The 13,554-nt window shown below is 62.5% G+C and carries 12 protein-coding genes and 1 tRNA gene; 4 read left to right on the plus strand and 9 right to left on the minus strand.

All coding sequences use genetic code 11. From position 1 onward, the window contains the following. Positions 1 to 454: 454 nt before the first annotated feature. Positions 455 to 530: transfer RNA gene (locus tag VIG32_01095), tRNA-Asn, on the minus strand. A gap of 98 nt (positions 531 to 628) precedes the next feature. Here VIG32_01095 and VIG32_01100 point away from each other — a divergent pair. Next, on the plus strand, positions 629 to 1,246 hold the full coding sequence (locus VIG32_01100; protein HEY8296606.1) for an NAD(P)-binding domain-containing protein: 618 nt from the start codon (positions 629 to 631) through the stop codon (positions 1,244 to 1,246). 86 nt (positions 1,247 to 1,332) lie between these two features. Here the strand turns inward: VIG32_01100 and VIG32_01105 are convergent, their stop codons facing one another. The 3 genes from VIG32_01105 to VIG32_01115 all read right to left on the minus strand — a co-directional run bounded on the left by VIG32_01105 (position 1,333) and on the right by VIG32_01115 (position 4,578). Then, the gene (locus VIG32_01105; protein ID HEY8296607.1) at positions 1,333 to 1,944 is read right to left on the minus strand and encodes a hypothetical protein; all 612 of its coding nucleotides are present in this window, start codon (positions 1,942 to 1,944) and stop codon (positions 1,333 to 1,335) included. A 124-nt stretch (positions 1,945 to 2,068) separates the two neighbouring features. Beyond that, complete coding sequence (gene metK, locus VIG32_01110; GenBank protein ID HEY8296608.1) at positions 2,069 to 3,289, minus strand: methionine adenosyltransferase; 1,221 nt, start codon at positions 3,287 to 3,289, stop codon at positions 2,069 to 2,071. 5 nt (positions 3,290 to 3,294) lie between these two features. Then, positions 3,295 to 4,578 carry an adenosylhomocysteinase gene (locus VIG32_01115; protein ID HEY8296609.1) on the minus strand — a complete coding sequence of 428 codons (1,284 nt, stop codon included), beginning with the start codon at positions 4,576 to 4,578 and terminating at the stop codon, positions 3,295 to 3,297. Positions 4,579 to 4,657: 79 nt separating this feature from the next. On the opposite strand from VIG32_01115, the gene VIG32_01120 reads away from it, so the two are divergent. Continuing rightward, positions 4,658 to 5,284, plus strand: a complete 627-nt coding sequence (locus VIG32_01120; GenBank protein ID HEY8296610.1) for a cyclodeaminase/cyclohydrolase family protein — start codon at positions 4,658 to 4,660, stop codon at positions 5,282 to 5,284. Here the strand turns inward: VIG32_01120 and VIG32_01125 are convergent, their stop codons facing one another. Genes VIG32_01125 through VIG32_01145 form a run of 5 tightly spaced genes read right to left on the minus strand, consistent with a single transcriptional unit; the run spans position 5,285 to position 10,383 of the window. Then, positions 5,285 to 7,939: a pitrilysin family protein gene (locus tag VIG32_01125; GenBank protein HEY8296611.1), complete on the minus strand. Its 2,655-nt coding sequence runs from the start codon at positions 7,937 to 7,939 to the stop codon at positions 5,285 to 5,287. Then, entirely contained in the window at positions 7,936 to 8,739 is an 804-nt protein-coding gene (locus VIG32_01130; protein ID HEY8296612.1) for a PHP domain-containing protein, read from the minus strand. Before VIG32_01130 ends, VIG32_01125 begins: the two co-directional genes overlap by 4 nt. Beyond that, complete coding sequence (locus VIG32_01135) at positions 8,736 to 9,041, minus strand: stage V sporulation protein S (protein HEY8296613.1); 306 nt, start codon at positions 9,039 to 9,041, stop codon at positions 8,736 to 8,738. Before VIG32_01135 ends, VIG32_01130 begins: the two co-directional genes overlap by 4 nt. Then, positions 9,038 to 9,811 (minus strand): TIGR00282 family metallophosphoesterase, encoded by a 774-nt coding sequence (locus VIG32_01140; protein ID HEY8296614.1) that lies wholly within the window; start codon positions 9,809 to 9,811, stop codon positions 9,038 to 9,040. Before VIG32_01140 ends, VIG32_01135 begins: the two co-directional genes overlap by 4 nt. A gap of 17 nt (positions 9,812 to 9,828) precedes the next feature. Further along, positions 9,829 to 10,383 carry a hypothetical protein gene (locus VIG32_01145; GenBank protein HEY8296615.1) on the minus strand — a complete coding sequence of 185 codons (555 nt, stop codon included), beginning with the start codon at positions 10,381 to 10,383 and terminating at the stop codon, positions 9,829 to 9,831. Positions 10,384 to 10,593: 210 nt separating this feature from the next. Between VIG32_01145 and VIG32_01150 the strand changes: the two genes are divergently transcribed. Then, entirely contained in the window at positions 10,594 to 11,133 is a 540-nt protein-coding gene (locus tag VIG32_01150) for a hypothetical protein (GenBank protein ID HEY8296616.1), read from the plus strand. 59 nt (positions 11,134 to 11,192) lie between these two features. Then, positions 11,193 to 13,496, plus strand: coding sequence for a TonB-dependent receptor (locus VIG32_01155; protein HEY8296617.1), 2,304 nt, complete (start codon positions 11,193 to 11,195; stop codon positions 13,494 to 13,496). The last annotated feature ends 58 nt before the right edge of the window (positions 13,497 to 13,554 follow it).

Here is a 13,554-nt window from a genome sequence, read left to right on the forward strand (position 1 = left end):
CCCGATCCGCCCCCGGTCGACATGGCAATAACGATGGCTGCGGCTACAAGAAACGCCGTGAACATGGGTCCCCTCCTGGGTGGAAAGTGCTAGCAAAGCGGTCATCCTGACCAGAGCCGCCCGTATGGACACCGAACCGAGGTTTTAAGAACGATCGCGCCTGGGCTCCCCGCGGCCGGCTTTCCTTCGAAAGCGAGCGTTCCGCTTCGTGTGACCAAGAACCTAGTGCCCGTCGACGGAGTCGCGAGGACATCGGCATGTTCGTGGATTTGGATCGTTGGGGTAGGGACGAATTGCAACGAGGCGGTGACTAAACCGCACAGCAATTTCGTCGGCGGGATACGTCGCATTTTCGACCCAATATCGGGCCGTCGATAGCTGGCCGCACGTCCAAACGAGCTCACCGAAAAAAAAGAAAAACCCCGCCAAATTTTAGACTTGGCGGGGTTTCACATGGCTCCGGATGCTGGACTCGAACCAGCGACCCGCTGATTAACAGTCAGCTGCTCTACCAACTGAGCTAATCCGGAACAGGTGGTCGGCGTCGATGATTCTGCGAACGCGGATTTGGCCCTTCTTGCCGGCCCCAGAGACCGGCCCCTCGCCCATTTCTGGGTACGATGAAGCCATGAATATCGGGATAATAGGCTCAGGCCACATTGGCGGAAATCTCGGGAAACTGCTGGCGCGAAAAGGTCACAAGCTCTATTACAGTTTCTCGCACGACGAGGCCAAACTCGAAAATCTCGCGCGCGATGCCGGCAACGAATCTAAAGCCGCGACGCCGTACGACGCGGTGCTCTGCGCCGACGTCATCGTGCTTTCGCCTCCTTGGACGCAAATCGACGAAGCGCTGGCGAAGGCCGGCGATATCTCGGGCAAGGTCGTGATCGATACCACCAACCCGTACAATCCGGATTTCACGATCCAGGAACTGCCCGAAAACGAGTCGTCGAGCGAAATCGTCGCGAAAAAGATTCCGCAGTCCAGCGTGGTGAAGGCGTTCAATACCCTTAAAGCGCAAACGCTGCTCGATCGAACGGAGCAAGGCATCGCCGTCTTCTACTGCGGTGACGACCCGATCGCGAAAAACACCGTCGCCGGGCTGATCGCGGATTGCGGCTTCGTTCCGGTCGATGCCGGAACGCTCAACGAGGGACGCCTTCAACAGCCCAATACCGACCGCTACCTCAAGGAGCTGACCAAAGAACAAGCGGAGCAGCTGCTTGGGTCGCCCGCGCACTGAATCGGCCGCATTTTCAGCCTAAACGCACTACGGCGCCCGAGATACTCGGGCGCCGTAGTCGCGCAAGCGGAGCGTTCTTGCCGGAGTTAGTAGTGACTGGCCTGACGACGCACCACGAGCGGACGAGTCAGCGTTAGCGAAACGCTCGTACCCTGCGTGAGCGCCACGTTCGACTTCTTGTTGTAGCCGATGAGGAATCCGCCCGCGGCACCCGCGGCGCCGCCCACGTTCGTGTGAAGAATCGTTTTGCCGAGGATATTGCCCAGCACCATGCCGCCGATGGTCGTGAGCGCCACGTGCCCGCCGTTACGCGTTTGCTGCTTCGGTCCGCCGCCCGTCATCTGCGCTTCGAGCGGATACGATGTGCCGTTTTGGAGCGTGATCGTATTGAACGAAAGATCGAGTTCGGGATTGCGTCCCTGACCGGCCGGGGTGACCTTGATCACTTCGCCGTTGATTACGGCGTTGGCCAAATCTTGATCGTCTTCCGGGTATGGCGAAACCACGCGCATGGTGAACCGGTCGCCGACTTGGGCGGTGCCGCTGTCGAGCGAGCCGTTCATCACGGCGTTGACGGAATCGCCCTTTGAAAGCGTGATCGAGTAGGCGGCCTGGGCCGTCAGCGGCGCGGACGCGAAGGCCGTTGCCCCCAATGCCGCTGCGATGGCGAGTGCCGAGAATTTGCTCCGAAAGCTCATCAGATCTCCTTTTGTGAAGCCGCGGGCGCGTCATAATTGCTTGCCCCGGCGGAACTACTTCACCTAGTGAACGAGCCTTCTCAATGAGAAGGCTCGTTTGTTTTGGTGGGCGACCGAGCGTAGATTACGCGAAGTCGGGAACCTTGAGGGCCTCGCCCCCGGCCTTTACGGCCGCCTTGAGGGCGTCGACCTTGTCGAGGCGCTCCCAGGGCAGGTCGAGGTCCGGGCGTCCAAAGTGGCCGTACGCAGCGGTCTGCAAATAGATCGGACGGCGCAGGTTGAGGTTGGCGATGATCGCTGCCGGCCGCAAGTCGAACGTGGTCTTCACCAGTTCGGCGAGTTGGGCTTCGGGCAGCTTGCCGGTCCCGAAGGTTTCCACCAGCACGCTCATGGGATGCGCCACGCCGATTGCATAGGCAACCTGCACTTCGCAGCGATCCGCGAGTCCCGCCGCCACCAGGTTCTTGGCCACGTGACGGGCGGCGTAGGCCGCCGAGCGATCGACCTTCGTGGGATCCTTACCCGAGAAAGCGCCGCCGCCGTGGCGCGCCATCCCGCCGTAGGTATCGGCGATGATCTTGCGGCCGGTCAGACCGGCGTCGCCTTTGGGGCCGCCGATCACGAAGCGTCCCGTCGGATTGACGTAGATGCGGGTGTTCTCGTCGCGCAGCTTCTGCGGAATAACTTGGTTGATGATCTTTTCGGTGACGTCCGCGCGAATCTGTTCGAGCGAGACGTCGGGATCGTGCTGCGTCGAGATGACGACCGCATCCACGCGCACGGGTTTATCGTCAACGTACTCCACGGTGACTTGCGATTTTCCGTCGGGGCGCAGGTATTTCAGCTCGCCGGTCTTGCGCAACTCGGAGAGGCGGCGCGTGAGGTTGTGCGCGAGGACGATCGGCAGCGGCATCAACTCGTCGGTCTCGCGGCACGCGTAACCGAACATCATGCCCTGATCGCCGGCGCCGATCTTGTCGTATTGATCCTTGTCGCCGTCTTTGGCCTCGAGCGAGTTATCCACGCCCATTGCGATGTCGGGCGACTGCTCGTCGATCGAGACGCTCACGCCGCAGGTTTCGTAATCGAATCCCACCGACGAATGATCGTATCCCACGGCCTTGATCGTGTCGCGCACGATGCCGGGGATATCGATATACGTCGTGGTGGTCACCTCGCCCGCGATGTGAATCTGCCCCGTGATCGCGAAGGTCTCCACCGCGACGCGCCCGTTGGGATCGTCTTTGAGGATCGCATCGAGCACGGCATCGGAGATTTGATCGGCGAGTTTATCGGGATGACCCTCGGTCACCGATTCGCTGGTGAATAAACGACGGTATGCCATCGAGATTAGGTTCCCTCCGACCATGAAGCCATATATTTAACTTGTGCGGGCGTCAGTACGTCGACTTCGATATTCATCGAAGCGAGTTTGAGTTCCGCAACTTCTTCGTCGATCGCCTCGGGAACGTCGTAGACTTGCTTCTCGAGCGACTTGTAATTCTGCGCGAGATACGCGGCCGACATACCCTGGTTGGCAAACGACATGTCCATGACGGAGGCCGGATGGCCTTCGCCGGCGGCGAGGTTGATCAAGCGGCCTTGGCCGAGAATGCACACCTTGCGGCCGTCGTGATATTCGTACTGCTCCACGAACTCGCGCGGTTTGGTCTTGCGGCCCTGGCCCAGCTTTTCGATCGAGTCGAGGTCGAGCTCGTCGTTGAAGTGTCCCGAATTGCAGACCAGCGCGCCGTCTTTCATCACGCTGAAATGTTCTTCGCGAATGACGTGATAATTGCCGGTCACCGTCACGAAGACGTCGCCGAGCTTGGCCGCATCGGACATCGGCATTACGCGATGGCCGTCCATGACGGCTTCGAGCGCCTTGCGCGGATCGACTTCGCAGACTACGACGTGCGCGCCCATACCGGTCGCTCGCGATGCGACACCGCGGCCGCACCAACCGTAGCCGACCACGACGAGCGTGCGGCCCGCGAGCAGCACGTTGGTCGCGCGGATGATGCCGTCGAGCGTCGATTGACCCGTTCCGTAGCGGTTGTCGAACATGTGCTTGGTGAGCGCGTTGTTGACCGCGATGACCGGATACGGCAAGACGCCGTCCTTCTGCATCGCTTTGAGACGAATCACGCCGGTCGTGGTCTCTTCGCAGCCGCCGATCATGTCGGCGAGCAGCGCGTTATGCTTGGTGTAGATCGTCGTGACGAGATCGCAGCCGTCGTCCATCGACATCTGCGGCTTGGTCGCGATGACGGCCTCGATGTGACTGTAATAGACTGCCTCGTCTTCGCCCTTAATTGCGAACGTGGGAATGCCGTACTCGCAGAGCGCGGCCGCGACGTCGTCCTGCGTCGAGAGCGGGTTCGACGCGCAGAGCGCGATCTCGGCACCGCCGGCTTGCAGGGCTAACATCAAATTAGCGGTTTCGGTGGTCACGTGCAGACAGGCGCCGATGCGTACGCCGGCGAGCGGTTTCTCGCGCGCAAAGCGTTCGCGAATCTGCGCGAGCACGGGCATGTACGAAGCCGCCCAAGCGATACGCGAGCGCCCTTGCTCGGCCAAATTGCGGTCTTTGACATCGCCGCACGTGGCGGCAGTCTGTTCGGCTACGGTCATTCGATCCTCACGGAAAAGCGGTGAACCGCGCTCTATTCGTCCACAAGAGTTCGCACCCCCGCCAGCTAATGAATCTCGGGTGCAGAGCATCGATGCGTACCTGACCGCCCTCGCTTCGGAATGGCCCACGCCGGGAGGCGGCAGCGCTGCGATAATCGTCGCAGCTACTGGCGCCTCGCTCGTAGCGATGGTCGCGCGTATCTGCTCGACCAATCCCAAATACGCCGGCCAGCACGACTTGGCTCGCTCGCTCATCGAGCGAGCCGATGGGCTGCGCGCCGATCTGCTCGAGCGGCGCATCCGCGACGAGGCCGCCTTCGATCGCGTCGTCGCCGCAACGGCCCTGCCGCGCTCGACCGACGCGGAAAAAGCCGCGCGCGCCCGGTCGCTGGAGCACGCGCTGCACGGCGCCGCGGCGGAGCCGCTCGGCGCGGCAAAGCAAGCGGTCGCGGTTCTCCGGCTGACGGTCGAGATGCTCGAGATCCGCAATGCCAACCTAGCGAGCGACGTCGGCTGCGCGGCCGAATTCGCGCACGCCGGCGCTGCCGCGTGCGCGTACAACGTGCGCATCAACCACCGCTTCATGAAAGACACCGAACTCATCGCGCTGCAGAGCGAAACGATCGGACGATACGAACGCGAAGCTAATGCAACCCTCGCCGGCGTCCGAACGGCCGTAAACGAATTGCTGCGGCCGCGCGCGTGATCAGCGCCCGGGGGCGACGATCACGCGTACGAAATGATTCGGATGAATCCAGCGCCGCATCGCGTTGCGAATCTGCAGCGGCGTGGTTGCCAGCAGCCGCGTCCAAAACGCATCGGCGTCGCGGGTGGTGAGCCCGTAGCGCGCGTTGTCCAAAATATTGGAGGCGACGCCGCCGTAGCTATCGAGCGGCAGAATTCGCTGCGCGAGTAAGAGCGCTTTCGCACGCTGCACGTCCACCGAGGGGAGCGGCGTTCGCGAGAGCGCGCGCAAATCGGCAAAGGCTGCGGCCTGAGCCCGATCGACGTTTTTGGGATCCGATGCGAAATTAATCGTAAAGCTCGATTCGCTGCGGCCGATCGACATCGAAGAGTCGACCGAATAAACGTAGCCCTTGCGTTTGCGCAAATCCTCGAAAAAGAGCGAGCCCGTGCCCTCGTCGGAGAGGATCGTGTTGGCCAGTTCGAGCGGGATGTAATCCGCATCGGTTCGCCGCACGTCGAGGGTCTGCGTGAGCGTAACCTGCGATTGCTGATTCGTCGGCGAGGTTACCGTTACCGACTCCGCCTTTTCGCTGCTGCTCTTGAGTTGTGGGAGCTTGAAATTCGGCGGCTTGCCTGCGGCGCGCCACGAGGAGAAATATTTATTCACGGTCTCCCGCGCTTGAGCCGGCGTAATATCTCCAACGATCGCGATCGTCGTGAGGTCGGGGCGGTAGGCAAACGCGTAGTAACGCTTCACGTCGTCGAGCGTTATCGCCGAAACGGTCGCCGGCGTCGCCCGTCGCCGGCGCGGATCGCCGACCGGATAGAGCGCGTTGCGTTGTGCGATCGAGGCTTGCGTCTGCGGCAGCTTCATCGACGCGGCGAGTGCCGATACGTTTTGGGCTTTGAGAATTTGAAACGATGCCGCGGGAAACGCCGGGTGCAGCAGACCGTCGGCCAGCAACGCGATGCCGCGATCGAAATTTTGCGCCTGCACGGTCAGGTCGAAGCCCGAGCCCAGCGATTCGTTCGACGCGATCGCATCGAGTTGGGCCTGATACTCCTTGCGATCGTACGTCGTGGTGCCGTAGGGAAGCAAGCCTTCAACGAGCGTCGCCACGCCGTCTTTGCCGCGCGGCTCGTAAAGCTCCGGACTCGTTCGAATCACGCCCGAAAGAACGACCGTCGGGGACGAGACTTCCGGCAGAACGGTCAGCGTGATGCCGTTGCGAAGGTGCATCGTTACGACGCGCCCCGCATCGTGGGGTGCCCGAAGCGGCGCCTTGAAATACGCGAGCGCCCAAGCGGGTAACGGTTCGTGCACCGTTGCCGTATATTTCACGTTCTCAACCCCGGCGTTGGGATCGACCTTCGGGATCGAGCTCATCGGCTTGGGGTGCAGCAGCAGCGACACTTGATGGGTGGGATCGAAATAGGTCGCGAGGACGCGATTGACGTCGGCTTCGCTCACCTTGTCGATCGCCGCATAGATCGTGTCGGGCGAGGTCCGGTGTTCGGCGAGCGCGGCCGCCCAGCTGAAGGCGAGGCCCGAAATCGAGGCCTCGCGATAATCGGCCGACGCGAGCAGGCGCGTCTTCGCCGCCTGCACCAAATCGGCCGGAACGCCATTCTTGCGATACGTTTCGATAATATCCGCAAGCGCGGCTTGCGTCGTCTTAGGATCCGTTCCGGGCGCAGCGACGGCGAGCACTTCGCCGATCCCGACTTCGGGATACGCGCTCTCGAGTGCGAGCGCGATGTATACTTTGCCTTGCGCGACCAGATCGACCAGCGGGCCGCGACCGTTATTGAGCGCCTCGATCAGCACGCGCACGGCCGCTTCGTCGGCGCTTCCGCTGCCCGGCATGCGATAACCGAGCGCCGTCGCGGGCACCGGCAGATCGATCTTGTCGTCGATGACGGTGTTCGCAATCGGCTGCAAGACGATCGTTTTATGCGCGGGTAACGGCACGGCGGGAATACCGCCGAAAAGCGTCTTAATCCGCGCCAAGGTCGTTTGCGGATCGATGTCGCCCGCGACCGTGACGGTCGCGTTGTTCGGGTGATACCAGGCGTGGTAGAACGCGGCGATATCGGCGGCGGTCATCGTCTCGAAGCTCGCGACCGTGCCGCCCGCATCGTTTGCAAACGGCGAATCGCCGAAAAATGCGCGGCGCAATTTTACGCCGATGCTCGCGCCCGGAACGCTGTCGTCGGCGCGGATCTCCTGCTCGATCGCGCCGCGCTCGCTCTTCCAATCGGAGGCTCGATCCAGCGCACCGGTCATGCGGTCGGCCTCGAGGCGGAGCGCGAGCCCCACGTACGACGACGGCACTTTAAAATAGTATTGCGTGTATTCGTTGGTCGTCGACGCGTCGTATTGCGCGCCCGCGCGAGCCGCCATGTCCGAGAGCTGGCCAGCCGAGACATCTTTCGTGCCGCGGAACATCATGTGTTCGGTCGCGTGCGCGACGCCCGGCAGCGGGTCGTCGTCGGAGCCGACGCCGTAGGTTACGATCGTCGTCGCGACCGGCGCGAGTTTGTTGGGCAGCAAAACGACGTGCAGCCCGTTGGAGAGCGTCGCCTGCACCGTCGCCGACGAATTTGGTTGCGCGCCCGCCCGCGCCGGAGATAGCAAGAGGCCGGCGAGAAGACCGGCTGCCAACAGTTTCACGAAACGAGCTCCAAGAAGGGGGCGATGTCGTCGGGTTCGACATCCATGCCGACGCCCCGTTTGTTATAGCGGATGTCGTGAAAATCCGAGCCGCCGCTCATCACGAGCCCGTGGCGCGCCGCCTTTTCGCGAAAGTGATGCACCTGCGCGGGTTCGTGTGAGGGGTAAAAGACTTCGAGCCCGCGCAGTCCGTGCTCCGCAAGCTCGTCGATGATCTCGTAATCGTGAAGCCGCCCCGGATGCGCGAGCACCGGAACCCCGCCAACCGCAACGATCGCCTCGATGGCCTCGTGCGGACCGATGTGGTCGGCCGGAACGTACCCGGGTTTGCCGCGCCGCAAGAGCGTGCGAAACGCGCTCTCGATATCGCCGACGAGCCCTTTGCGTATCAACGCTTTCCCAACGTGCGGGCGACCGAGCACGGCACCGCCGTCGGCCTCGGCCTCGACCTCGGCCATCGTGATCGGATAGCCCGAGGCCGTCAGCGCGCCGACCATGCGTTCCATTCGTTTGCGCCGCTCCGCGCGGTTGCGCTCCAAGATTCCGACCAGCGTTGAATCGCCAAGCGGCAGTCGATATCCGAGGATGTGCACTTCGTTTGCGTTGTAGGTCGTGTTGATCTCGATCCCGGTCACCAAGCGAACGTGTTTGGGGAGTTCGAATTGGCCGTATGCGGCCAGCGTGTCGTGATCGGATATCGAAAAGACCGTGACGCCGCGCTCGACCATAAGATCGGCGAGCGCCTGTGGTTTCAGACTCCCGTCGCTCTCGAGCGTGTGAGAGTGAAAGTCTACGATCAACCGGCTACGTGTGGGCGGCGTTCGATGGCTAGCGAGATGCCGGTACGTTCGTTGCCCTCGATCTCGACGTCTATAAATGAAGGGACGCACGCGAGATCGATCTCGCCGCCGCGCAGATACGTACGCGCGATGGCGATCGCCTTGACCGCCTGGTTGATCGCACCGGCGCCGACGGCTTGCAGTTCGGCCGACTCGCGCTCGCGCAGCACCGCCGCCAATGCGCCGGCCACGGAGTTCGGATTGCTCTTCGCGGAGACTTTCAGGACGCTGGTGGTAACATGCTTTGCTGGATTGCCGATCATGCTATGCCTCGTTGAAAGATGCGTTTGATCTCAGTCGCCCGACCCGTCTCAACGTCGATCCTTACAACCGCGGCGCAAAACTGTTTGGTTCCGGTTTTTTGAACGGAAAACCGCTCGGAGAATCCGGTCGTAAACCGGTCCAGCACGGGGCCCGCCTCCATCCCGATGACCCCATCGGTGGGACCGGTCATGCCCACGTCGGTCAAATAGGCGGTTCCCCCAGGGAGAATGTGCTCGTCCGCCGTCTGGACGTGGGTGTGGGTTCCGTAGATCGCGGAGACGCGCCCATCCAGGTAGCGTCCGAGGGCCACTTTCTCGCTCGTAGCCTCGGCGTGAATGTCGACCACGATGATCTTCGTCAAGCGTCCGAGGTCCGCCAACTCCGCGTCGACCACGCGAAACGGGTCGTCGACCGGCGGCATGAAGGTGCGGCCCATCACGTTAAGCACGCCGACGGTCACGCCGTTTGCCACAAACGTGCCCGAACCGCGGCCGGGCAGACCGGGCGGATAATTCGCCGGCCGAATCACCCGCTCGCTCGTCTCCAGGTACGCTTTGAAGTCGCGCTTATCGAAGATGTGGTTTCCGCTGGTGATGAAATCGACGCCGGTCTCGAACATTTCTTCGGCGGTCTGCGCGGTCAAGCCGAAACCGCCCGCGGCGTTCTCGCCGTTGGCGATGCAGGCGTCTACGTTATATTGATCGCGCGCAAAGGGAATGCAGCGCTTGAGGGTGTCGCGACCGGGAGATCCAACGACGTCCCCGATCACGAGCAGGGTGAGAGTAGCTAGCGGCGAGCCGATGCCTTCGCTTTCTTTTGTGATTTCAAGAAATACACCAGTACGCGCTTCTCTTCGCGGAACCCCACCAAACTCTTCGACTGCGTCGGATCGCGCATCGCTTCGATCGCGTACTCGACCGCTTCTTCTTGCGCCGCGGGATCCTCGTCGGGATGTTCGTCTTGCACCGGATTGCGCACCAGCGTTTCGCCGAAGCGCTCCGTCATCAGTGCGGTCACCATGACGAGCTCGTCTTTGGTAAAGCTCTCGAGGTCGCGGGTGACGTGGACGAAGGTCATCGCGCGGTCGGATTCGGACTCGACCGCGATCACGCGCCCGTCCGCGAGACCGTCGAGGGCGAGGAATCCGGCAACGTGCTCCTCCACGCTGGCCGCAACGGCTGTCTGCGCCCGGCGATCGAGACGCGCGCGGACCGCGAAGCTCACGCGCACGGTGCCTTCGCCCGGCGTCGAGCGCAACGATGCGATCTCGGGAAAGCGCACGAGCAACGCACAGATCAGGCTGACCGTGTCGGAATTTTCGACGGGTAATCTGGCGTTCATAGAATGGCACGCTTCCTTCGCAGTGGCCGGTTCGGGGTGAGCTCCGGGTGGGGGCCGTCTCTTAGACGCGGCCTCAACGTCCCCCCTTGTGGATTCACGACCTAATACCCGCCCGCCCAGGGCCGGGTTCCGAAATCTGGTCGAAAGGAGTATCCTTTCGCCGACCTACCTAGTTGAATTCCCCGTCAGGTGTGCCTATGATGATCCCTAATGAAGCGGATCGCGAAGCTAGCCGGCGCGCTGCTGCTCGGTTTGCCCGCCGCCGTTTTGGCGCACGCGGCGCTTTTCGGTCATGCCCACGTCCTGGCCGGTATTCATCACAACGAAGTCGTTGAATCCGCCTCGTCGCTCGCCGCGGCCGTCGCCGTCACCATTGCCGTCGGCTGTCTGCTGGGAACGCGACGCGTCCAGAGCGGCTCGATCCTCGCCGCCTGCGCCACGGCATACCTGCCAGGTCCGCTCGCGCTCGCGCTCGCCGCATTGTGCTGGTTTACATCCCTCGAAGCGCTTGAGGGCCGCGGAATCGGACTCGCGGGTCTCGCCGCCGCGGTTCTCTGCGCGCTCCTGCTCACGCTGCTCGCCCGCGCCTTCGTGCGAACGTTCGCAGCGATCACCCTGCGGTTTACCGCGCTGCAGACGCGCAAGCGCGAACCGGCTCCCGTCAGCCTCACGGAGCACCGTGCGCCGAGGGCCACCTCGCGCCTCGCGCATACCCGCCGCTTCGCTCGTCCGCCTCCGGCCTTCGCGTAACGCATCCGGCGCTTCGGCGCCAAGACTCCACTCCGTCTTTGCGTTTTCAGGAAGGTTTTATGCGATATTTTGCTGCGGCACTCATGGCCGCACTCTTCTGCTGTACGGGTCTACCCGCGATTGCAGCCACCACCGGCGTCGTGCGCGGGAATGTGATCGTCAACAACGCGCCCAAAGCCGGCGTCGAACTCACGCTCAAGGCCGACGGGACCCTGCTCCAAACGACCTCCGATGCCGCGGGCAACTACATCTTCGCGCTCGTTCCGTTCGGCACGTACACGCTGGTGGCGCACTATTCGGGAGTGCCCGATAAGCGAGTCTCCCTCGATGTGAGTTCGGACTCGGTCTCCACGGTCAATCTCGCGCTCGGCGATCTGAAGATCATCGGCAGCGCGGCGGTTTCCGCGCGGGCCGGGGCCTCGGGGAATCCCGTCTCGGTCAATGCGATCGGCCGTCAAGAACTCGCCGCGCTGCCCACCAACAACAGCCTCAACAGCGTGGTACAGACCGTGCCGGGCATCGTAAAGTTCTCGTACGGTGAGCCCGTCGCGCACGGATTTCACGGATTGAGCTACGAGATCGACGGCGCTCCGATTCCGCAGGCCACCAGTTCCAACTTTGCCGAGCTGATCGACCCGAAGAATATCGACTCGGTCGAAATCCTCACCGGCGCGTTTCCGGCCGAATACGGCGGAAACCGCGAAGGCGCGGTCGTGAACATCGTGACCTCGCGCATCAACGATCTCACGCAGCCGTTTGCCGGTTCGATCTCCGGCGGGGTAGGAAACTACGGTCAAACGCTCGCCAGTTTCGACACGGCATCCAAGTTCGGGAAGACCGAACTCTTCTTCAATGCCAACAGTCAGCGTAGCACGCGCGGTCTCGACACGCCCACGTTCAATCCGATCCACGACAACAGTTCGCAATCCGATCAATTCCTGCGCGTGATCGCGCCGATCGGCGCGCGCGACTCGCTCGGGTTCGACTTCTCAAACCAGCTCGCGCAGTTCCAAATTCCGATCAACACGAGCGCCAACAATCCGACCGACCCGCAGGTGAGCCTGCCGGGGACCGATGACGTGCAGCGTGAGTACGACCGGTATGCGAACCTCAATTTCACGGCCGTCTCGAAAGATGGAAACGGCGTCTTTCAATTCATCCCCTGGGCCCGCTACACGCGCATCGCCTACGAAGGGGATCTACACAACGACGTGCTCGCCACGCAGCCCGATCCGAGCACGGGCACGCCCACGAATCTGGTCGGGCTGCGGCAAGACCGCCGGGCCAGCTACGCCGGATTGCGCGTCTCCGATTTCCGGGCGCTCGCGCATCACTCGATCAAGGTCGGCATCGATCTCACCCACGAATATTTCAACGCGGTGCAAACCTTCGCACAGGGCGGCCAGCCCAACGTCAACGAGAATGTTTCTCAACCTGGCTCCCAGATCGGCGTTTACGCCGAAGATAAGTGGTCGCCGTCCCGCGCGCTCTCCGTGAGCTACGGGCTGCGATACGATCACTCGACCGGCTTTACCGGCGGCAATCAACTGAGCCCGCGCATCGGCGTAAACGTCGCGCCGGACTCCAAGAACGTCGTACACTTCTACTACGGCCGCTTTTATGCGGCGCCGCAACTCGAGGACGTGCGCCAAGCCTGCGTGGCGCTTTCGGGCTGCCCGGCGATTCCGGTCTACGATCTTAAGCCGGAGACCGATTCGTACTTCGAGATGGGCGTCGCGCACACGTTCTCGCCGCGTCTTAACGGCTACGTGAACTTCTTCGATCGTCGCGCCTCCAACGTGCTCGACACGACGCAGCTGCTCAACACGCCCCTCTTCGCGGTCTTCAACAACGCCATCGGGCGCGACGAGGGCGTCGAGTTTCGACTTGCGGGCAGCGCCGGGATCGCCGATTCGTTCTTCCTCTCCGGCACGATCTCGCACGCCGAGGCGGCCGGCGTTTCGGGCTCGACGTTCCTCTTCGGCCCCAATCCCAACCCGCCCGGGCCGATCACGGCGGCGTCGTACCAGCCGGAGGATCACGATCAAACGTACGAGGCCAACGGCGCGTATACGCACCGTTTCGGGACCGATCGTACCTTCTTTGCGACGCTGCAAGGCGAGTACGGCACCGGGTATCCGGTGCAATTCCAGAGCGGCCCCGACCGGCTGCCGGCGCACCTCACCTTCGATCTGGCTTTGGGCAAAGAGGCCGGTAAGAACGGATCGCGCTCGCTCGGCTTCGACCTCGACGTTACCAACGTGCTCGATCATCAATACATCATCAAGATCGCCAACGGCTTCAACACCACGCAAGTCGCGAGCGGCCGTAACGTGTTGCTGCGAGTGACCGCGCCGTTTTAGTCCAACTCTCGCTCGCGCTCGTCAACCTGGCGGTCGCGCTAGGGCTGCTCGTCCCGGG

Source organism: Candidatus Baltobacteraceae bacterium (assembly GCA_036559195.1).
GTDB lineage: Bacteria > Vulcanimicrobiota > Vulcanimicrobiia > Vulcanimicrobiales > Vulcanimicrobiaceae > JALYTZ01.

Bases quoted from the DNA above. Each gene is read 5' to 3' on its own strand.
- VIG32_01100 (HEY8296606.1), top strand. From the start codon at position 629: ATGAATATCGGGATAATAGGCTCAGGCCACATTGGCGGAAATCTCGGG.
- VIG32_01105 (HEY8296607.1), bottom strand. From the start codon at position 1,944: ATGAGCTTTCGGAGCAAATTCTCGGCACTCGCCATCGCAGCGGCATTG.
- metK (HEY8296608.1), bottom strand. From the start codon at position 3,289: ATGGCATACCGTCGTTTATTCACCAGCGAATCGGTGACCGAGGGTCAT.
- VIG32_01115 (HEY8296609.1), bottom strand. From the start codon at position 4,578: ATGACCGTAGCCGAACAGACTGCCGCCACGTGCGGCGATGTCAAAGAC.
- VIG32_01135 (HEY8296613.1), bottom strand. From the start codon at position 9,041: ATGATCGGCAATCCAGCAAAGCATGTTACCACCAGCGTCCTGAAAGTC.
- VIG32_01145 (HEY8296615.1), bottom strand. From the start codon at position 10,383: ATGAACGCCAGATTACCCGTCGAAAATTCCGACACGGTCAGCCTGATC.
- VIG32_01150 (HEY8296616.1), top strand. From the start codon at position 10,594: ATGAAGCGGATCGCGAAGCTAGCCGGCGCGCTGCTGCTCGGTTTGCCC.
- VIG32_01155 (HEY8296617.1), top strand. From the start codon at position 11,193: ATGCGATATTTTGCTGCGGCACTCATGGCCGCACTCTTCTGCTGTACG.